Genomic DNA, 20,020 nt, shown 5'->3' on the forward strand with positions numbered 1-20,020 from the left:
GAGGGTATCGTTTTGTGAGTAAAGAAGAATTAATTAGAATTGCACATCATACGATTATGGATGCGGACGAGGAAAAAGCAGTACAGGTGATCGAAGATGCGTTGGAAGAGGGCTTAGACCTGATTGAAATTCTGCAGGAAGGATTTGCAGAAGGAAACCGGGAAGTTGGTGAACTATTTGAAAATGGTCAGCTCAGCTTACCTGAACTTATATTTTCTACTGAAGTAATGAAGAAGGTCATCGATCTGGTGGAAGCCCATACCGGGATGGGAAAAGAAAAGGTGAAAGGAAAGGTGCTCATCGCTACCGTAGATGGAGATGTTCATGAAATTGGCAAGGGTATGGTAGCCTCCACTATGAAAAGCTATGGCATTGAAGTGATAGATATTGGAAGAGAGGTGCCTGTAGAGACCATTATTGAGAAAGCGGAGGAATACGGTGTAGATATCATCGGAACCAGTGCGCTGCTTACCTCTACTTTAAAGGAGCAAAAGAAGCTGGAGGATGCTTTAAGGGAAATGGGACTGAGAAATAAATATAAAACCATGGTAGGCGGGGCCCCGTGCACGCTGCGGTGGGCGAAGCGAATCGGCGCAGATGCTTACAGTGAGGATGCGGTGGAAGCTGCCAAAAAGGCATTGGAACTTCTGAAAAAATAGAAGCGGAAGATAGGAGATTGTCATGTCGGAAAGGTTTACAACAACTCAGATTCAGAGGCTGATAGAACTGAATGCGGGGGAGGATAGAGAAAAACTGGAATTTGAGAGCACAGAGGAAAGAAATCGAAATTATAAAATAATAGAGGGAGCTTTGGTGAAGGAACACAAAGAAAAAATAAAAAAGCTTCTTGAGAAAGATCGAAGGCCTTTATCTTTGCAGATTATTCGTAATCTTGAATCCTGGCTTTTTGAAGAAGGCTTTACCCAGGTGGTTACACCTACTATGATTTCCTCCTCCATGCTTGAGAAAATGACCATAACTAAGGATCATCCGCTTACAAATCAAGTATTCTGGATAGACTCCAAAAAATGTTTGAGGCCTATGCTGGCTCCTAACTTATATGAGGTGATGAGAGACCTCTATAAGGTTTCAAAAGATACGGTGAGAATCTTTGAGTGGGGATCCTGCTTCCGTAAGGAATCTCAGGGAGCAGAGCATATGAATGAATTTACCATGCTGAATTTTGTGGAGCTTGCCGGTGTCGGGGAAGGATGCCAGATGGAACGGCTGAAAAGCCTGGCAATCTCTGCAATGAAAGCCATTGGGATTGAGGACTATGAATTGGTCACAGAAAAGTCGGAAGTATATGGAGAGACCCTGGATATCGTATCAGGAGAGTTGGAACTGGCTTCCGGTGCTTATGGCCCGCATTTTCTCGACAGTAAATGGGGTGTTTTTGAACCTTGGGTTGGAATCGGCTTTGGTATCGAACGAATTGCTATGAAATTAGGCCAATATGAGACGATTAAGAGAGTAGGCAGGAGTACCACGTTTCTGGATGGCTCCCCGTTGAGCTTATAAATAGGGGCCGCAGAACAAAACCGAAGGGTAAGCCCTAATAAATTTATTACATCAGATTTGGAGAAGAAAAGTATGACTAGATTAATAAGAGATTGGTTAGCAGACATTGAGGATGGGATCAAAGAATATCAGCAAATTCTGAAAGCAAAGACCGGCTTGAATTACGCAGCGCTGGCTGCCAAAGCAAGCGGCTGTTCTGCCGGAGATATTGAAAGGGCTTCTTTGAGCCTTAAAGTTGCTGTGGTTCCAGTGACCAGCGGTTTGGGCATGATCGGATCCTTTGCCCAGTCGGTGGCGGCAGTGGTGGGTGTTATGGGTTTTCAAACCTTTGTTACGTCACATACGGATGTAGACGGTATTTATGAAGCATACCAAAACGGTGCGGATATGGTCTTCATCGCTGACGATAATCGATTTATCAGTATGAACCTTCACAAAAAGAAGATGGCTGACAACAATAATGCCACTGCTTTGGGTTACATTGCCGCTCTGGAAGGGGCCTGCGGAACCCTGGCCGGGAAAGAGGTCCTGCTGCTTGGATGTGGTGTTCTGGGACGGGAGTTCCTAAAAGCATTAAAGAAAAGAGGTGCTTCTGTCAGTGTCTATGATAAAGATCAGGAGAAGAGATCCGATCTGGAAAAAGAAGATGTTCGTGTGCTTTCTGCACCCGAAGAAATCAGTGGTTATCGCTATGTTATCGATGCAACGAATCAGGAAGGATGGCTGAAACGAACCATGCTTCATCCGGATGTATGGTTGATGTCCCCAGGAATTCCACTGTCTTTGGATCAGGATGCTTATCGTTGCCATTCCGACAGAGTGGTTCATGACTATCTGCAGATTGGTGTTGCAGTGATGCTCGGATTGATTTTATAAAACGAAGCCGGATTTGATTTCATAAAACTAATGATTTTACAAATACATAATAATTTTACCAGCAATTATAAGATGCATGTAATAAAAACACTAAAATACCTAAATTAAATACAAAAATATCAAAGAAGCCTTCTAGTTTCCCTGGAAGGCTTTCTTGTATAATAAAGCTGTAAACGTGCTCGGTCGAAGGATCAAATGTAGGAGGAATAGCAAAATGGGGAAAGAATTAATATTCAAAACATTACGCCATGAAGAAACCAATGAAATACCCTGGGTTCCCTTTGCCGGCGTTCATGCTGGTAAACTGAAAGGGTACACGGCGGAAGAAATCTTAAAAGATTCGGATAAATTGGCGGAATCACTGATAGAGGTCAAAAAGCTCTACACTCCGGATGGAATGCCGGTGTTATTTGATCTTCAGGTGGAAGCGGAAATTCTGGGCTGTGATTTGCTGTGGGCGAAGGACAATCCGCCCTCTGTGAAATCTCATCCTTTTGCAGATACCAATGAACTGCCATGCAAGTGCAAGATCCCAACAGAGGAATCCGGCAGACTGCCAATCATTCTGGACGCCATGAGAAGGGTTAAGGCTGAAATTGGAGAGGATGTCGCCTTATACGGACTTATTTGCGGTCCTTTTACCCTGGCTTCTCATCTAAGAGGCAGTAATATCTTTATGGATATGATGAAAAATGCCGATTATGTAAAGGAACTGGTAGGATTCTGTGCCGAAGTTTCCTGCAAAATGGCTGAGATGTACATTGACGCCGGAATGGATGTCATCGCGGTAGTTGATCCGCTGGTCAGTCAGATTTCGCCCAGACATATAGAAAAAATGCTATCAGATGCGTTTAAAGCAGTATTTGATTTTATCAGAGCAAAGGGAAGCTACTCCTGTTTCTTCGTCTGCGGAAACGCCACCAATCAGATAGAGGTCATGTGTAAGATGGGTCCTGATGGTATATCTGTAGATGAAAATGTAGATCTGGTAAAAGCAAAAGAAATTACGGATCGATATAATATTTCTATCGGAGGAAATATTCCGCTGACTACCACCATGCTTCATGGTACGCAAGAGGATAATATGAAGATTGTTATCGATCTGATGGATAGTCTCACTCATAGAAACCTCGTCATCAGCCCCGGCTGCGATATGCCTTATGATACGCCTATAGAAAATACAATCGCGGCATCTCAGGCTGTAAAGCATCCTGAGAAAGCAAGAAAGCTTTTAGAAAATTATCAGTCAAAAGTGGATGACATAGATGTAACCCTTCCTGATTATGAGCATCTGGATAAAGTACTCATCGAGCTTTTCCTTTTGGATCCGGATCAGTGCGCAGCCTGCACCTACATGCTGAACAGTGTAGTGGATGCTTTTGATGAGATTAAGGATATTGCAGATTATGCCGTTTACAAGTATACTATAAAAGAGGACATCGCAAGGACGAGAAAAATGGGAATACCTAATCTTCCTACCATGTGTGTAAACGGAGAGATCAAATGGGTTTCCATTATTCCTGACAGAGAAGAATTTATTTCAGAAGTTAGAAAGTATGCTAAATAAGAATGAAAAATCAAATAATCCCGATCAGCATGGAAGAAGCTGATGTTTATGCAATCGAATATTTCCTGAGTATTTGCGGCTTTCAACGGGAAGGCGAAAAATATAAAAGGCTGGCAATGCAGGGCATGGAGGTCAAGGATAAGATTAAGGACAGGGTCAGAATTCAAGCCATCGTTTCCTCTTATTCAAAGGAAATCATAGAAGGAAATACTGCTGTCATTGAAGATGTGACCTTTGTGTGCAATGCGTTCGAACAATTAAACAGGGATAGTATACAATCTATTTATGCCTTTATCCTCACCGCCGGTATTTACGAATGTAACAAGGCAGTGCCCATGATAGAGCAGCTTTATGCGGATATCTGGGGAACCGCTTACGTGGATGCCGGCTTAGAGGTACTGAAAAACCGTCTTCTGGCAGATGTCAGAGGAAAGGGAGACGATCAGTCCGTATCAGCCGTATTGGATTCTTTCGGCCCCGGATATTACGGTATGGAGGTAGATCAGATCGGCAGCTTTTTTAAGATTTTGAATGGGGGCAGAATTGATGTAACGGTGAGAGATAACTGCCTGATGCTGCCTCTGAAATCCTGTGCGGGATTTTTTATAGCAGTGGATGATGAAACAAAATTACCTTCTGCCGACTGTAAAAGCTGCCGTGCAGAACATAAAGGCTGTGCCTATTGTCAAGTACAAATCAAAAAACGGTAAACCTCTTCCAGCAACATGGGGGGCGGATCGTATGGATCGCATAGACTCTAAATTTATGCAGCCGAGTGAAACTCTCGGGCTCCTCGCCAATATTTTTTTAATACTTGATTTTAGGCTGGCAGTGTGCGGCGAAATAGAATGTTTCATGATGAGAGTAGGCGGTTCAGTCTACTTTTTTCATCTGATAGGCAATATCGTTTCCGATCAGATGAAAAGAGGGAATGCAGAGGGGCCCGCCCTCTGCCGTTAAGGAGGGAAGACGATGATACAATTACTTTTATTGACCGGATTCTTGGGAGCAGGTAAAACCACTTTATTAAACAACATTTTAGATGGGTATCAGGATCAAAAAATTGGCATTATCGTAAATGAATTCGGATCTGTCAATGTAGACGGCAGGCTGCTGCACAGTCAGGGAATACAAATGGCTGAGCTTTCAAACGGATCCATCTTCTGTGCCTGCATTAAGGATAAATTTGTTGACAGTCTGATTGCACTTTCCAATACGGATATCGAATATTTATTTGTGGAGGCTTCCGGGCTGGCAGATCCCTCCAATATGCCCCAAATCCTTCAGGGTATTGAACATAAGACCGGAAATACCTATCTTCTGAAAGGAACCGTCTGCATTGTCGACGGTGAACATTTCCTGGAACTATTGGATTTACTTCCGGCTCTGCATCGACAGGTAGAATATGGAGACATGATTGTTATCAACAAAGCGGATCTTATCGAAGAGAAGACCATTGATCAAATCAAAGAAACGATCAAGGAAATCAACCCGGATGCAGAGATCGGCATCACCTCCTATTGCAGATTGAATATCCCCGAAATGCTGGAACATCTTTCTGCAAAGCCCAGAGCATGGCAGGAAACCACCAACACCTATGAATCCAGGCCCAACACTTTTGTTTTAAAGGCAGAAGAATTCGTTTCCTGCAAAAACCTGAAGGAATTTTTAGAAGAAATTTCTCAACATACCTATCGAATCAAGGGGTTTTCCATGACAGATCAAGGTCCGATGGAAATCAATGCCGTAAGAGAGGATGTCCGAATCATTCCCTGGAGAGAGGAGATCACAGGCAGTGAAATTGTGCTGATTTCGGCTGTAGGGATTCGTTTGCTGAGTCTTATCACCTCGGCGCTGGAAAAAAATCTAAAGGGAAAACTGCATCTATAAGATTTGTGTTGACTGGGATAAAGCAAGAAATTTTCAAAGGTCTGTCCTATTCTCTTGAATTCAGGAAAAAACCGGAGTAATATAGTACATATAAGGATGAGGACAAAGAAAGAAGAGGAGCAGCGGAAGCAGTAACATGGGAGAAGAAAAGAAAAGATATTACAGAAAGCATGCCGAGCTTTTTCTGTTATTGGACAAGATCAAGCTGTGGCCCTCTCGAACCGGTATTTTGCATGGGATCAGGAGCATCAGAATGAACGGCGACTACGCCGAAATTACAACTCATTGCGGAAAGGAATTCAGAATCCGAAACTCCAGAAGCTCCAGAGCAGCCAGATGGCTTCGAAACAAATGGATTTGCAGACCTTGCAAAGATTGTAAAATACCGCAGTGGAAATTAGAGAAGTATTCTTCTACTTATTTTGCGGAACATTATGGCAGTGATTTAAAAAAACGAAATGATATCTTAGGCTCTGCTGATTAATCCCGGTTTTTCAGTAAGACCAGTCTTGATGAGAAGGGATAGCGGTAAAGCGTTTTATTGCTATCACTTTTTTTCGTGGGGAAAAGTAAATACGGAATATCGGGTTAATAACAGAAATGAATCCTAGAATTTTCTTCCAAAATTCTTGATTTGAAATGGGAAATTTCATATGATAAGATAAAAGAAGAGGTAATTTGCTCCTTTCAGGAGCTGTAAATGATAATGAAGAAGGCAAGTGGTGAATCAAATGACAGACTGCAATGACAATCAAAGAGGACGGGGAACGAAGGAGATCATTATTTCTCTTGTCGTTTTATTTTTAATGTTTGTTACGATAGGGTACATGCTGGACATTGTCCTGCTGACCTTTATTATTACTTTTATCTTCTACCATCTGGTGAAGAAAATACAGAACAAGGCTCGGCTTGCCGGCCTGAGAGTTCCCGACGGAGTCGTTCTCAGCATCCTTTATATTCTTTTTATTCTGGTGTTGGCATTTGCCAGTATTGAATTTGCGCCGATTCTGGCAACTCAATTTACGGATCTTGCGAACATCTTTATTCGTTTTGATATCAATGCCGTCAGAGATTCGCTGGATCCCAGACTTGCAGAAGCAATAGATCACATTGATTTCAACAAATATATAACCGAGGCTGGAGTCATGCTGGCTACCGGTATCACGAAGATAGGCGGTTTTGGTGTCAGTCTGTTTTTATCTATGATTCTGGGTTTTTTCCTTCTACTGGAAAAAAACAAGATTAAAAAATTCGGTGAGATTTTGGGACAAAGCAGAGTATCCTACATTTATGAGTATTTAATCGTTTTCGGAGGGAATTTTGTACAGACCTTTGGAAAGGTCATGAAAGTACAGATCACCATTGCCCTGATCAATTCTATTCTGTCTATGATTTTGCTTACCTTCCTGCAATTTCCGCAGATCATGAGTTTAGGCGTTATGATTTTTCTCCTGGGCTTAATTCCGGTAGCAGGTGTGATCATTTCCCTGGTACCCTTAAGTATCATCGCCTTCAATATAGGGGGGATCAGCAAGGTCATTGCAGTCATTATCATGATCGTTCTGATTCACACGGTGGAGGCTTACATTCTGAATCCGAAGCTGATGTCGGATAAGACAGAATTGCCGGTTTGCTTTGTGTTTATCATCCTGTTGGTTGGTGAACATTACCTGGGTGTTTGGGGCCTTCTGATCGGTGTGCCCATCTTTATCTTTTTGATGAATGCTTTACAGGTTGAATTTGAAGGAGCCAATAAGAAAGAAAGAGTGAAAGTGAAAAAAATAAAAGGCAGCAGTGAGGAGCGAGAAGAAGAGTGTTAAAACAATATATAGCAGATTTACAATCAGAGTTTACAGGTTATAATAAACAAAAATTTTCCAGGGATGTCATGGCCGGCCTGACGGTGACCGCAGTAGCCTTGCCTCTTGCCCTGGCCTTCGGGGTAGGATCCGGCGCCACCGCCGCATCCGGGCTGATTACCGCAATCATAGCGGGGCTGGTCATCGGTGCTTTTTCCGGGGCTTCCTTCCAGATTTCCGGCCCTACCGGGGCAATGACAGCCATCTTAATTATGCTGGTGCAGAAATATGGACTAAACGGCATCTTTATAGCAGGCTTTCTGGCAGGAATCATTTTGGTAGTAGCAGGTTTTTTTAAGCTGGGCAGGATTATCTATTTTATCCCGTCTTCTGTTATTTCAGGATTTACTTCGGGAATCGCCATCGTCATTGCTTTAGGGCAGCTGGACAATCTCTTTGGAGTTAAATCAACTGGCAGTTTAGCCATTACGAAAGTCTACTCCTATTTTACCAATGGTTTTCCGCTGGATATTCCAACCTTTGCACTTGGGTTGGCGGTTATTGTCACTATGATCATTTGGCCGAAAAAGTGGAATGAAAAATTTCCGTCTTCTCTGGCAGGGCTAATCATCGTATTGATCATAAACCATTTTCTGAAATTAGATGTAGCCATGGTAGGGGAGATTCCTAAAACCATTTTGCTCCAGGATCGGCTATCTTTTCAGTCGCTGACCATAGCCCAGTTTTGGGATTTTCTGGTCCCGGCCATGAGCATCGCCGCCCTTGCCATGATTGAAAGTCTTCTTTGCGGTGCATCGGCAGGTAAGCTCAAAAAGGAAAAACTGAACGGAGACAGAGAGCTGGTGGCACAGGGAATCGGCAACATCCTGATTCCTTTGTTTGGAGGGGTGCCTGCAACCGCAGCCATTGCAAGAACAAGCGTGGCTATTAAATCCGGCGGAGAAACGAGAATGACGGGAATCCTTCATGCAGTTGGACTGCTGCTTTCCATGTTTCTTTTGGCTCCGGTTATGTCTGCCATTCCGTTGTCGGCATTGGCCGGAGTTCTGATCGTTACTGCCTGGAGAATGAACGATTGGGAGAATATTCATTATATCTTCGATCATAAATTTAAATCGGGAATTGCTAAGTTTTTCATCACGATGTGTGCCACCGTGGTACTGGATCTAACCCAGGCCATCATCATTGGGGTTGCTTTCTCAGCATTTCTTATCGTTGTTCGGATAACCGATATCGATATTACTATCAGCGAAGTGGAAAATGAACGATTGGAGGAAATAGGAATCAATATTCCCTCAGTACCGGAACATATCCGGGTGGCCTATCTGACAGGAACCATCTTCTTTGCGGTAGTGGAAAAGCTCACCAGCCAGCTTGCTGAAATGGAAAACACCACGGTTTTGATCCTTTCCATGAGAGGTGTTCCGGTCATTGACCTGTCGGGGCTTCAGGCTCTGACGGAACTGACGGCACATTATCAGGAATCCGGCACTACCGTTATGTTAACCAGTGTGCAGCCTAAAGTACTGGAGGTTTTGAAGAGAGGCGGTCTCATTGATATGATCGGTGAGGATCATGTCTTCAAAAGTGCAGAATACGCCATTGTATGCGCCAATGAGGAGCACATACATAAAAGCTATCAGTACTGACCTATACATTTAAAATTTACTGTGAAAATATTATGTATTTAAAAATATCGTGGATTCCACGATATTTTTTTTAGCGAACAAATCATGGTTAGGATTCATATTATATTTCAAATAGCAAGGAAGGGGTTGTTTCAATGAATAGTAATGGGCATAACCAGGACACTTTCCCCAGCGGGCAGGTGAATTTAAACAACAGACTCAGGAGACTTTGGAGCCAGCTGGCTATGTGGAGAAGAGATTATCTGGTAAGCCTGGCATCGGGTTACGGAGATTTGCAGCTGATAGAAGACAAACTCTATCATGTAACACAAGATTTTGGCAATGTTTTTGAGACTTTTTTCGGAGTCGTATTTGCAAACCGTATGGAATATTATTTTACAGTCCAGGCTTCTATTTTAAATGAAATTGCAAATGCAATCAACATGGGAAACCAGGAGGCAGCTGATACTGCTACAAGAAGACTGTATGAAAATGTCGATGATATGTCTGCTTATTTAGCAAGCATCAATCCTTATTGGAATGAAGTAAACCTGAGAAGTCTGTTTTATGAATATTACAGAGAGACCGTGTTGGAAATCATCAATATACTGGCGGGAAATCAGGAGGAAGCCATTAGAATCTATCAGACTTTGGAAGATTACGTGCTTGAGATTGCAGATTATTTAACAAGAGGATTTGTAGAATTTTTTACTTAAAGGAAAAGAAAGCCTCCTCCGGCTAGCCGGCAGATCAATGTGGATTGTACTTTAGCTGGATTTTTTGATTACGATCTTTGTCAGCTCCGGCGGAGACAGGAAGCGGAACGGCAGTTTCGTCATTCCTACACCGGAGGTTACATACAGCCGGCTTGCACGGGCATTTTCAAAATCATACAAGCCTTTGATATATTTTTTTCCATAAGCAGGAAGAATATAGTCGTCAAAATATTTTAGATTGATTTGTCTGCCGTGAGTATGAGCGGACAACATCAGATCCACATTGTAATCCAGAACCTCATCCATAACATCCGGTTCATGAGCCAGAACAATATTATAGTAATCAGGTCTGCCCCAGCTTACGATTTCCGGATTTCCGTAACCAATGAGCACATCGTCTACCCCTATGACGGCGACACCAATCTCATCCAAAGGATAATATTTATTTTTCAAAACGGTAAAGCCTCCGGCTTCCATGATGGATTCGTAGACATATTCGGCACCTCCGCCATAATCATGATTTCCGAAGACTGCAAATTTTCCGTAAGGAGCCGATATTTCAGACAGCTTCGCCGATATGTCGGCGGTATCTCCGGAATAGGAATCGTAGTGATCGATAAGATCTCCGGCAAAAACTACAAGGTCCGGTTCCATTTTATCAATGGCTTCCAGGACTTTGGAAAAGTCTTCGAGGGTATAATAATCTCCAAAGTGGGTATCGCCAAAAACAGCGATTTTTAACTCCTTCTGATCTGTTTGAAAGAAACTCGACTCAATGGATACTTCCTTGACTTTCAGCATATTCGGTTCGATATATCTTGCATAAGCAACTGTGAACCCAGTTACTATAATAATGAATAGAAACAGGCGGAAAATGGCCTTGATAAATTGAAACATGACTCACCTCAGGGTTTTGATTTTAAAATGTACACACTTTGTCATTATATCAAGAGGAGCTTTCCTTGGCAAAAGGAATTTTCTTGTGATATAATCATTTATGTATGGAGGAAATCATCTATGTCAAAAAATAGAGCAATTAAAAAAGAAATCACTGTGATCGGAGGCGGAGCCTCAGGACTTATGGCAGCCATTTCCGCTGCCAGAACATTAGGCGGTGACAGCGTGCGCATCATAGAGAAAAATGATAAGGTAGGACGCAAGCTCCTGGCTACAGGCAATGGCAGGTGCAATTTTTCAAATGTGAAATGTTCCTTTCCCGATTTCTATAGCTGGATTTTGGATGAATATACCATAAACTTTGCAAAGGAAACTCTCTCTCGGTTTGATGTGGATGATACACTCGAATTTTTCAGAGAAATTGGAATTCTTCCGAAAGAAGAAGCAGAAGGCAGAATCTACCCTTATTCGGAGCAGGCAAGCACCGTTCAGGAATCCTTGAAGGCGGAAGCCGAAGGATTAGGAATAGAAATCCTGTATTCCAGCAGTGTAAAGTCTGTCAAATTCCTGGATAACGAGGAGGGGACAGCGGCGGATGGCAACCCAGGATTTGAAATTCTTCTGGATAAGGGAGATTTGTTATATACCCGGTACCTGATTCTGGCTGCCGGCGGCAAAGCGGGATCCCAATACGGTTCAACGGGAGAAAGCTATCAAATGGCAAGATTTTTTGGACATACTATCGTTAAGCCGATCCCGGCTCTGGTGCCTTTTACATCCGAGGATCAACGGTTTCAAATGTTAAAGGGCATAAGAGCCAAGGGAAAGGTAACCCTATGGAAGGACAGAGCCGTAGAAATTCACGCTGAAACGGGAGAAATTCAGTTTACTGACGAAGGCCTTTCCGGCATCTGCGTGTTAAATTTAAGCAGATTTTTAAGATTGCGCGAAAAGACAGATGCTTATCATGATTATACTGTCAGGATCGATTTCTTTCCGGAGTACTCCGAGGAAGAATTACATGATTTGCTGCATTCCAGAACCGAGTATTTAAAAAACAGAAAAAAGGAAGAATTTTTAAATGGAATGATCAATAAAAGACTTTCACCCGTGCTATTAAAAGAAGCAGGATGGGATTTTGCAGGCATCTGCAGGGAAATAACCTCTGAGGAGGTAAAGAGACTTGTGATGCTTTTAAAATCATGGGAAGTCGAAATATCCGGAACAAAAGGCTGGAAAGAAGCTCAGGTTACCTCCGGCGGTATTTGCATTTTGGAAATCAGTGCAGAAACAATGGAGTCAAAACGAATCAAAGGATTGTATTTTGCCGGTGAGATCATAGATATGGATGGCTTGTGCGGCGGATATAATCTACAATGGGCATGGACCTCAGGTTATATTGCCGGTGCATCAGCAGCATCGGCGTCATCGTCGGCTGCAGCAACAGCAGCGTCGGAAAGAAAAGGATAGAAGAACATGCTCAGAATACATGAGATAAAACTGAATATAGATGAAACAACGGAGTTGCTGCCTCTAAAGATCATCCGGAAATTAAACCGGCCGGATCTTACAATAGCCGGTTACCGAATTGTGAAGGAATCTATTGACGCAAGAGATAAAAGCGATATCAAACGGGTCTATTCCATTGATTTTACTCCTGCTTCAGAAAAGCTGACATCGGAGGAGCTGGAAGAGAAGCTGCTAAAAAGCTGCTTAAAAATAAAACTGGAAAGAGCACCGGATAGAAGCTATGAACGGGCGATTCCGGGTACCGCGGAAATGAAGCATCCGCCGGTTATCGTCGGCTTTGGACCTTGCGGAATGTTTGCCGGACTGATCCTTGCCGAAATGGGATACCGGCCTGTTATTCTGGAACGCGGAAAGACCGTTGAGGACCGGATCGAGGATGTAAGGGCCTTCTGGGAACAGGGAATTCTGGATGAAGAATCCAATGTTCAATTCGGAGAAGGCGGTGCAGGTACTTTTTCCGACGGAAAGCTTACTACCCAGATCAAGGACCCAAGAATTCATAAGGTTTTGGAAGAGCTGATTCTTGCCGGCGGGCCTGAAGAAATCGCCTATAAGCAAAAAGCACATATCGGAACCGATGTACTCAGAAATGTAGTAATGAACATCAGAAAAAAAATATTGCATCAGGGCGGAGAAATTTTATTTCAAAGCAAACTGACAGGTATTGATATTGATGAGCATAACGGAATAAAAAAACTCACGGGGATCCAAGTGAACGGCAAGGAAACAAGAAAGGCCGATCAGTTGATCCTAGCCATCGGGCATAGCGCCCGGGATACCTTCCGCTTCTTATACCGGGAAGGCATTGAAATGAAGCAGAAGCCTTTCTCCATCGGGGTTCGTATCGAGCATCCCCAAAGACTGATCAACGAAGCACAATATGGAAGGCAATGGGAAAGCTATGAGCTGGGCGCAGCCGACTATAAGCTGTCTTATCATTGCAGCAATGGCAGAGGGGTCTATACCTTTTGTATGTGTCCCGGAGGCCATGTAATAGGAGCTGCATCTCAGAGCGGCGGTGTCGTAACCAACGGAATGAGTTTTCACAGCAGAGATGGTCTAAATTCAAACAGTGGTTTGCTGGTGGATGTAAAGGTTGAGGATTTTGAGGATGAATCACCCCTTTCCGGAATCGCATTTCAGGAAAAATATGAACGGCTGGCATATGAAGCAGGGGGAGGCAATTACAAGGCTCCTGCCCAGAAGGTCAGGGATTTTTTAAACCTGACAGAGGCAAACACTTTAAGAACGGATGTCATGGCATCAGAGGTTTCATTACCGGCGACTTCCGCACCGGAGACATCGCTATCGGAAACTGTCATTCCCACTTATTCTCCAGGAGTGGTTTGGACAGATCTATCCCTGTGTCTTCCGAAATTTGCAGTGGAATCCATGAAAGAAGCGATTCCTGCACTTGGAAAAAAGCTCAAAGGCTTTGACAGAGGAGACGCTGTACTTACAGGAGTAGAGACAAGAAGCTCTTCACCGGTCCGTATCGTAAGGGATCAAAGCTTGATGAGCAATATAAAGGGCATTTATCCAGGGGGAGAAGGAGCCGGATATGCCGGCGGGATTATCTCCGCAGCAGTAGACGGAATCAGACTAGCGGAGGAAATTATTAAAAGATATCAAAAACCATTGTAACAAGCCCATTGGTTTCTATAATATATTAAAAATATGGCTTTTGAAAAAGATAGAGTAAAGGAGTAATAACCATGTTGGAAAAAGGGTACATTCAAGTTTACACCGGAAACGGTAAGGGGAAAACAACGGCTGCATTGGGCATTTCATTACGGACCATTTGCGCAGGAAATAAGGTTTTCTTCGGGCAGTTTATGAAAGGTCAGTGCTATAGTGAGTTGAAAGCCTGTGAGCTTCTTCCCGGTATGGCTATGGAACAATTCGGCAGCGTCTGCTTTATCAACGGAAAGCCTACGGAGAAAGACTATGCTGATGCAAGAAAGGGTTTGGATCGAATGAAAGAAGTGCTTTCCTCAGGAGATTATGATATCGTTGTGTTTGATGAAATCAATACTTCCTTGTTTTTTCATCTTGTAACCGTTGAGGAAGTTCTGGCTGTCCTGGATTTGAAACCTGAAAAGACGGAGGTGATCCTGACGGGTCGTTATGCTCCTGATGAAATTATACAAAGAGCAGATCTTGTAACGGAGATGAAGGAAATCAAACATTATTACAATTCAGGTGTTGATTCAAGAGTTGGAATAGAAAATTAGAAAGGACTGCAGCTGTGAAACATAAAATTATTACGTATTTCTTTTGCTATGCGATAGCAATAACGCTGATTTTCGGACTTGCTCCATTGGCATATGGAGCTGAGAACGGGCAAAGCGGCCTTTATAGCCTGGAACCTGCCGGGGTTTATGATAAATTCCAGAACTATGTTGACGGATATTCTATGATGGTTGATTCGGGGCTTCTGGTGGATATGAACAATTCCGAAGTCTGTACCGTTTTGGAAAACGACCACAAAAGGATCGAAATATATAAGGAGACGTTACCTTCCGGCGTTAGTCAGGAAGCCTATATGAATTATTCCAACCAATTTATCCTCAACACGGCGGATCATACGAAAGAATATGAGACAAAGACAAAAATAAACGGATGTACGGTACATATATTGCAATGGTCGAGAGAAAAGCTTGCCCGTGTGAACAATGACAAAAACTACTATGCATCGATAGAAATTTTATCCGGAACCAGAGACGTGATTACCATATTTGTAAAGGCGGATACGCCATTTTATATGAATGGGGGATATCTCCATCTGGTAAACCAGTTTTCAACCTTTGCCCCTTCCAAATTTGCTTATCAAAAGCAGGCAGAAGCTGTTTCTGTAGCGGGCAGAGGATGGAATCAGGAAACAAAAGATGTATTTGAGAAATATTTTTCTGGGGACAGCAGTCTGCAATGGGGAATCTTTGAACCATCCGCTCCCGATGATTTTACCCAGTTACGCCATCTGGAAACCGAAATGGAATACGAGTTCCCATTTTTGTTAAACTATACCAGCTTTGAAAATAAGTATAAACATCCCAATCTGGCTTATCGGCTGGAAAATGCACAGAAAAACAATAAGATTCTGGAACTGACCCTACAGACCTCATGGACCGCTTCGGGGGAAGGAAACATGGTATACGACGTTTTAGACGGCGAGTATGATGAATTTATAAAGGATTACGCAAAAACAGTCAGTGATTTCAATCATCCCGTATTGTTCCGCCTGGGAAATGAGATGAACGGAGACTGGTGCCCTTATTCCAGTTATAATACATCGAAGGATACCTTGATTTTCAAAGAGTTTTATCGCTACATTTACAAAATCTTTGAAGAAGCAGGAGCAGATAACGTGATCTGGGTCTGGAATCCGAACGGAAAATCTTTCCCGGACTTTGAATGGAATGATGCAGTCATGTATTATCCCGGAGATGAATACGTGGATATTGTGGGATTAACCGCTTATAATACCGGCACTTATTATCCGGGAGAAAACTGGACTTCCTTTCAGGAACTCTATGATCCACTTTATTCCGAAGCTATGCGGATTTATGGAAAGAAACCCATGATGATAACGGAATTTGCATCCAGCAGCATCGGCGGAGACAAGAATCAGTGGATCAAGGACATGTTCTCCAGGATAGAAAGCTACGAGAACATTAAAGTGGCGATCTGGTGGGACGGCTGCGACTGGGATGCATACGGCAATATCGCAAGACCTTATTTCATCGATGAAACACCCGCAATCATCAAAACTTTTAAAGAACTGCTGAATAAGAGACCTTTGTTCTGGGATGTTTACGCTTGAAATTTAAAATAAAAAAATTTTCTTCGCTATCGCACGGTGCATTATAGGGGGAATTCATATGGAAAAATGGGAGTACAAAACAATTGTGTTTGATAAAAATGGGCTTTTTAAAGCAAAATTTGATCTAGATGAAAAATTAAACGAACAAGGTGAAGAAGGTTGGGAACTTGTAGCAATGGTGTCTCCCGTATCTAGCAGTGGGATGTCAGTTCAGATGTTTGCAACATTAAAGCGTAAGAAAAAGTAATTTTCTATTCAATAAAAAATTTATAAAATGTACTTGCAAATTAGTTAAAATTAGTCCACAAAATAAAAACCACTATATGAAGTTCTTAATGAATCATATAGCGGTCTTTTATTTTGTTTATTATTTTGAATGATCCCTAATTATCAGCCATTAGTCGTGACATAGCCTTATTTTTATTTCAGCAACAAACTATGGCCTGTCATTTCTTCAGGCTTTTCAATCCCCATTAAATCCAACAAGGTTGGAGCTACATCGGCAAGAACGCCGCCCTCTATAAGGGTAACGGGCTTGTTGGCGATCACCAGGAACGGTACGGGATTTACGGAATGGGCGGTAATCACCTGACCTTGCTCATCCAGCATGCAATCCGCATTTCCATGATCTGCCGTGAGGATGACCTGGCCCCCTTTATCATTAATTGCGTCTATGACCCTGATTAAACATTTATCCAGAGTTTCGATTGCTTCGATGGTTGCTTCCATATTTCCTGTGTGTCCTACCATATCCGGATTTGCATAGTTCAGAATGATCACATCATATTTGTCTTCCTGAATTTGCTCCAGTACACGATCCGTCACCTGGCATGCGCTCATTTCAGGCTGCAGGTCATAGGTGGCGACCTTAGGAGAAGGAACCAGGATACGATCTTCTCCATTATTCGGAGCCTCAATACCGCCGTTAAAGAAGAAGGTTACGTGCGCATATTTTTCAGTCTCTGCAATCCTCAGCTGCCTTAATCCAAGTTGTGACAAATATTCTCCCAGCGTATTTTTTAATGATTGCGGAGGAAAGGCTACCAGTACATTCGGCATTTCCGCATCATACTGTGTCATGCAGACATAACAAAGATCCGATACCACTTTTTCACGGCGGAATCCGTTGAAGTTTTCATCCACAAAACAACGGGTCAATTCTCTGGCACGGTCCGGTCTGAAGTTGAACATGATAACCGCGTCATGATCGTTGACGGTTACTGCGGAACCGTCCGGATTTGCAATGGAGGTAGGAAGAACAAATTCATCATTGTTTCCCTGTTCGTAGGATGCTTTCAGAGCTTCTTTTGCAGAGGCGGCTCTTTCGCCGATCCCCAAGGTCATGGCATCATAAGCCTTTTGCACTCTTTCCCAGCGATTATCCCGATCCATGGCGTAGTACCGTCCAGAAACCACTGCAATTTGACCGACTCCTATTTTTTCAAGCTCTTCTTCCAACATAGTAAAGTAGATTCCGGCACTTTGTGGCGGAACATCTCTGCCGTCAAGCAAGGTATGGATATAAACTTTCGTCAGGCCTTTTTGCTTTGCCAATTCCAGCAAGGCATAAAGATGTGTAATATGGCTGTGTACGCCGCCGTCGGAAAGAAGGCCGATAAGGTGCAGGGCGGAGTCGTTCTTTACTGCGTGATCTATTGCCGTATTCAGTGCTTTATTCTGATAAAAAGTTCCTTCCTGGATTTCTTTGGTAATCTTTGTGAGCTCCTGATAAACAATACGGCCTGCGCCGATATTCAGATGACCTACTTCAGAATTTCCCATTTGACCCTGAGGCAGACCAACGTCTAATCCGCTGGCGCCGATAAGGGTATTTGGATATTGCTGAAATAGAGAATCTATATTTTTTTTATCTGCATTGGCTATGGCATTTCCTGTACATTCCTTGCTTGATCCATAGCCATCCAGGATCATTAATAACATAGGTTTTTTGCTTGTTTCCATATTTTACTGCTCCTTTAAAATCTCTATATCTCATCATATTTTTATTATTATATCAAAATTAAAAAATAAAATATATAGAACAAGCCAAAAATTTTGGTATAATAGAACTAAATCAAGTTTAGAAGGCGTGTTGGAGGAAACAGAGATCATATGAGCAAAAAAACATTTTTAAGGGGAGCTGCAATATTAGGGATTGCAGGACTATTGGTTCAGGTAATGGGTGCGATTTTCAGAATCCCCCTGGGAAATATCATTGGGGATGAAGGGATGGGCTATTACCAGACCGCATATCCTATCTACGTTTTTTTGCTGGTATTTTCTACCAACGGAGCACCGGCAGCTATTTCAAAGATGACTTCGGAAAGAGTTGCTTTAGGGCAGCATTCGGAAGCCTACAGAGTCTTTAAGCTATCTTTTGTACTGATGTTTGCTTTGGGAATCGTGGCCTCCTCCATCTTTTTCTTCGGAGCCGAACGGATTGTTACGCTCTTGAAGAATCCAGGAGCCTACTACTCCATGCTGGCAATCGCGCCGGCCCTGCTTTTCGTACCCATTATGTCAGTATTCAGAGGGTATTTTCAAGGTCTGCAGGAAATGGAGCCTACGGCGGTATCCCAGCTTGCAGAACAGGCGGTTAGAGTAGCAGTTGGCCTTACTCTGGCCATTGTCCTCGTGCCGAAAGGAATTGAATATGCTTCTGCTGGAGCTACCATCGGAACAAGCATCGGACCCATAGCGGGAGTTTTTATTCTTTTAATTATTTATTATTTAAAAAAAGGAAAATTATTAAAAGAAATTAGTAGAAACGAAACAAATACAATCATTGAAAAAGAAAGTGCCGGAAAAATTATCGGTACCCTGGCAGCCATTGCAGTGCCAATTACCATAGGCGTTTCCATATTGCCGATCATGAATGTGGTCGATGTGGCCATCGTTATGAGAAGACTGCAGGATGTCGGCTACAGCCTGAAGGAAGCAAATGCGTTTTATGGGCAGCTTACCGGTATGGCGGGTCCTGTTATTAATATCCCTATGGCATTGGCTTTGAGCATAGCCTTAAGTATGGTGCCTGCAATCGCTGCAGCAAACAGTACCAGAGACTTGGACTTCTTAAATACAAATATTAAACTGGGCTTAAGGACCGCTATGATTATCGGTGTACCCTGCACCTTCGGACTCATGTCCCTTGCTGAGCCGATTATGCTGTTGATCTACCCAATGCAGGCTGAGAGTGCATCTAGTGCGGCGCCCTGTCTGTTTTATCTTGCCATTGGAATTATATTTCTTGCCATTGCACAGACCATGGCCGGGATCCTTCAAGGCCTGGGAAAACCCTATACTGCCGTTGCAGGACTGGGACTGGGCGTACTGGTAAAGGCGATTTCTACCTATATCCTGACGGGTATACCCGCTCTTAACGTGCAAGGTGCTGCAATCGGGAGCACCGTTGCATACGGTGTCATCGGAATCTTTAATTTTGTTGCAGTGAAGAAACTGACCAATACAAAATTTGATATCGGAATATCAGTATGGAAGCCTCTGCTTTCCGGTGTGCTGATGTGTATCTGTGTTCTGGTAAGCTATTATGTATTGGAAGGCGTGATCGGGAACAGCCTCTCAACCGTAATTTCCATTGGTATTGGTGCTGCTGTCTACGGAGTTATGCTGATTAAGACAAAATCCATCAGCCCTCATGAAATCAGACTGCTTCCAAAAGGAGAAAAGCTTGCGGCTTTATTAAGCAAATTAAGGCTTATCTAATCGTTCTTATAGCCTATTTGAATCTAAAA

The 20,020-nt window shown here is 42.9% G+C and carries 19 protein-coding genes; 17 read left to right on the top strand and 2 right to left on the bottom strand.

The window, feature by feature from the left end; genetic code table 11:
* The first annotated feature begins 14 nt into the window (after positions 1 to 14).
* The 11 genes from KCX82_RS13115 to KCX82_RS13165 all read left to right on the top strand — a co-directional run bounded on the left by KCX82_RS13115 (position 15) and on the right by KCX82_RS13165 (position 10,018).
* Positions 15 to 659 carry a cobalamin B12-binding domain-containing protein gene (locus KCX82_RS13115; RefSeq protein ID WP_227018931.1) on the top strand — a complete coding sequence of 215 codons (645 nt, stop codon included), beginning with the start codon at positions 15 to 17 and terminating at the stop codon, positions 657 to 659.
* 22 nt (positions 660 to 681) lie between these two features.
* Positions 682 to 1,521 carry a pyrrolysine--tRNA(Pyl) ligase large subunit gene (gene pylSc / locus KCX82_RS13120; protein ID WP_227018932.1) on the top strand — a complete coding sequence of 280 codons (840 nt, stop codon included), beginning with the start codon at positions 682 to 684 and terminating at the stop codon, positions 1,519 to 1,521.
* A 72-nt stretch (positions 1,522 to 1,593) separates the two neighbouring features.
* Positions 1,594 to 2,397 carry a 3-methylornithyl-N6-L-lysine dehydrogenase PylD gene (gene pylD / locus KCX82_RS13125; RefSeq protein ID WP_227018933.1) on the top strand — a complete coding sequence of 268 codons (804 nt, stop codon included), beginning with the start codon at positions 1,594 to 1,596 and terminating at the stop codon, positions 2,395 to 2,397.
* Between the two features lie 214 nt (positions 2,398 to 2,611).
* Positions 2,612 to 3,964 (top strand): uroporphyrinogen decarboxylase family protein, encoded by a 1,353-nt coding sequence (locus KCX82_RS13130; RefSeq protein WP_227018934.1) that lies wholly within the window; start codon positions 2,612 to 2,614, stop codon positions 3,962 to 3,964.
* Positions 3,965 to 3,966: 2 nt separating this feature from the next.
* Positions 3,967 to 4,674 (top strand): hypothetical protein, encoded by a 708-nt coding sequence (locus tag KCX82_RS13135; RefSeq protein WP_227018935.1) that lies wholly within the window; start codon positions 3,967 to 3,969, stop codon positions 4,672 to 4,674.
* A 31-nt stretch (positions 4,675 to 4,705) separates the two neighbouring features.
* Positions 4,706 to 4,924, top strand: coding sequence for a hypothetical protein (locus KCX82_RS13140; RefSeq protein WP_227018936.1), 219 nt, complete (start codon positions 4,706 to 4,708; stop codon positions 4,922 to 4,924).
* 12 nt (positions 4,925 to 4,936) lie between these two features.
* Positions 4,937 to 5,854, top strand: coding sequence for a CobW family GTP-binding protein (locus tag KCX82_RS13145; protein ID WP_227018937.1), 918 nt, complete (start codon positions 4,937 to 4,939; stop codon positions 5,852 to 5,854).
* 136 nt (positions 5,855 to 5,990) lie between these two features.
* Positions 5,991 to 6,338 (top strand): pyrrolysine--tRNA(Pyl) ligase small subunit, encoded by a 348-nt coding sequence (gene pylSn, locus KCX82_RS13150; protein WP_227018938.1) that lies wholly within the window; start codon positions 5,991 to 5,993, stop codon positions 6,336 to 6,338.
* A gap of 247 nt (positions 6,339 to 6,585) precedes the next feature.
* On the top strand, positions 6,586 to 7,674 hold the full coding sequence (locus tag KCX82_RS13155) for an AI-2E family transporter (protein ID WP_227018974.1): 1,089 nt from the start codon (positions 6,586 to 6,588) through the stop codon (positions 7,672 to 7,674).
* Complete coding sequence (locus KCX82_RS13160) at positions 7,668 to 9,323, top strand: SulP family inorganic anion transporter (RefSeq protein WP_227018939.1); 1,656 nt, start codon at positions 7,668 to 7,670, stop codon at positions 9,321 to 9,323. The genes KCX82_RS13155 and KCX82_RS13160 overlap by 7 nt, the downstream gene beginning before the upstream one ends.
* Before the next feature lie 134 nt (positions 9,324 to 9,457).
* Positions 9,458 to 10,018: a hypothetical protein gene (locus tag KCX82_RS13165; RefSeq protein WP_227018940.1), complete on the top strand. Its 561-nt coding sequence runs from the start codon at positions 9,458 to 9,460 to the stop codon at positions 10,016 to 10,018.
* 51 nt (positions 10,019 to 10,069) lie between these two features.
* On the opposite strand, the gene KCX82_RS13170 is transcribed toward KCX82_RS13165, so the two are convergent.
* Positions 10,070 to 10,915: a metallophosphoesterase gene (locus KCX82_RS13170; protein ID WP_227018941.1), complete on the bottom strand. Its 846-nt coding sequence runs from the start codon at positions 10,913 to 10,915 to the stop codon at positions 10,070 to 10,072.
* Positions 10,916 to 11,035: 120 nt separating this feature from the next.
* On the opposite strand from KCX82_RS13170, the gene KCX82_RS13175 reads away from it, so the two are divergent.
* From KCX82_RS13175 to KCX82_RS13195, 5 genes are all read left to right on the top strand, one after another.
* Positions 11,036 to 12,385, top strand: coding sequence for a BaiN/RdsA family NAD(P)/FAD-dependent oxidoreductase (locus KCX82_RS13175; RefSeq protein WP_227018942.1), 1,350 nt, complete (start codon positions 11,036 to 11,038; stop codon positions 12,383 to 12,385).
* 6 nt (positions 12,386 to 12,391) lie between these two features.
* Positions 12,392 to 14,089 (top strand): NAD(P)/FAD-dependent oxidoreductase, encoded by a 1,698-nt coding sequence (locus KCX82_RS13180; protein WP_227018943.1) that lies wholly within the window; start codon positions 12,392 to 12,394, stop codon positions 14,087 to 14,089.
* 71 nt (positions 14,090 to 14,160) lie between these two features.
* Positions 14,161 to 14,679, top strand: a complete 519-nt coding sequence (locus KCX82_RS13185; protein WP_227018944.1) for a cob(I)yrinic acid a,c-diamide adenosyltransferase — start codon at positions 14,161 to 14,163, stop codon at positions 14,677 to 14,679.
* Positions 14,680 to 14,693: 14 nt separating this feature from the next.
* Complete coding sequence (locus KCX82_RS23140; protein WP_227018945.1) at positions 14,694 to 16,268, top strand: glycoside hydrolase family 26 protein; 1,575 nt, start codon at positions 14,694 to 14,696, stop codon at positions 16,266 to 16,268.
* Positions 16,269 to 16,326: 58 nt separating this feature from the next.
* On the top strand, positions 16,327 to 16,515 hold the full coding sequence (locus KCX82_RS13195) for a DUF4177 domain-containing protein (RefSeq protein WP_227018946.1): 189 nt from the start codon (positions 16,327 to 16,329) through the stop codon (positions 16,513 to 16,515).
* 173 nt (positions 16,516 to 16,688) lie between these two features.
* On the opposite strand, the gene gpmI is transcribed toward KCX82_RS13195, so the two are convergent.
* Positions 16,689 to 18,230 (bottom strand): 2,3-bisphosphoglycerate-independent phosphoglycerate mutase, encoded by a 1,542-nt coding sequence (gene gpmI / locus KCX82_RS13200; protein WP_227018947.1) that lies wholly within the window; start codon positions 18,228 to 18,230, stop codon positions 16,689 to 16,691.
* Positions 18,231 to 18,380: 150 nt separating this feature from the next.
* Here gpmI and KCX82_RS13205 point away from each other — a divergent pair, with 150 nt between their 5' ends.
* Positions 18,381 to 19,991 (top strand): putative polysaccharide biosynthesis protein, encoded by a 1,611-nt coding sequence (locus KCX82_RS13205; protein ID WP_227018948.1) that lies wholly within the window; start codon positions 18,381 to 18,383, stop codon positions 19,989 to 19,991.
* Positions 19,992 to 20,020: the final 29 nt, after the last annotated feature.

The organism is Sinanaerobacter chloroacetimidivorans, assembly GCF_018128545.1.
GTDB classification, from domain to species: domain Bacteria; phylum Bacillota; class Clostridia; order Peptostreptococcales; family Anaerovoracaceae; genus Sinanaerobacter; species Sinanaerobacter chloroacetimidivorans.

Bases quoted from the DNA above. Each gene is read 5' to 3' on its own strand.
- pylSc (WP_227018932.1), top strand. From the start codon at position 682: ATGTCGGAAAGGTTTACAACAACTCAGATTCAGAGGCTGATAGAACTG.
- pylD (WP_227018933.1), top strand. From the start codon at position 1,594: ATGACTAGATTAATAAGAGATTGGTTAGCAGACATTGAGGATGGGATC.
- KCX82_RS13130 (WP_227018934.1), top strand. From the start codon at position 2,612: ATGGGGAAAGAATTAATATTCAAAACATTACGCCATGAAGAAACCAAT.
- KCX82_RS13135 (WP_227018935.1), top strand. From the start codon at position 3,967: ATGAAAAATCAAATAATCCCGATCAGCATGGAAGAAGCTGATGTTTAT.
- KCX82_RS13140 (WP_227018936.1), top strand. From the start codon at position 4,706: ATGGATCGCATAGACTCTAAATTTATGCAGCCGAGTGAAACTCTCGGG.
- KCX82_RS13145 (WP_227018937.1), top strand. From the start codon at position 4,937: ATGATACAATTACTTTTATTGACCGGATTCTTGGGAGCAGGTAAAACC.
- pylSn (WP_227018938.1), top strand. From the start codon at position 5,991: ATGGGAGAAGAAAAGAAAAGATATTACAGAAAGCATGCCGAGCTTTTT.
- KCX82_RS13155 (WP_227018974.1), top strand. From the start codon at position 6,586: ATGACAGACTGCAATGACAATCAAAGAGGACGGGGAACGAAGGAGATC.
- KCX82_RS13165 (WP_227018940.1), top strand. From the start codon at position 9,458: ATGAATAGTAATGGGCATAACCAGGACACTTTCCCCAGCGGGCAGGTG.
- KCX82_RS13170 (WP_227018941.1), bottom strand. From the start codon at position 10,915: ATGTTTCAATTTATCAAGGCCATTTTCCGCCTGTTTCTATTCATTATT.
- KCX82_RS13175 (WP_227018942.1), top strand. From the start codon at position 11,036: ATGTCAAAAAATAGAGCAATTAAAAAAGAAATCACTGTGATCGGAGGC.
- KCX82_RS13180 (WP_227018943.1), top strand. From the start codon at position 12,392: ATGCTCAGAATACATGAGATAAAACTGAATATAGATGAAACAACGGAG.
- KCX82_RS13185 (WP_227018944.1), top strand. From the start codon at position 14,161: ATGTTGGAAAAAGGGTACATTCAAGTTTACACCGGAAACGGTAAGGGG.
- KCX82_RS13195 (WP_227018946.1), top strand. From the start codon at position 16,327: ATGGAAAAATGGGAGTACAAAACAATTGTGTTTGATAAAAATGGGCTT.
- gpmI (WP_227018947.1), bottom strand. From the start codon at position 18,230: ATGGAAACAAGCAAAAAACCTATGTTATTAATGATCCTGGATGGCTAT.
- KCX82_RS13205 (WP_227018948.1), top strand. From the start codon at position 18,381: ATGAGCAAAAAAACATTTTTAAGGGGAGCTGCAATATTAGGGATTGCA.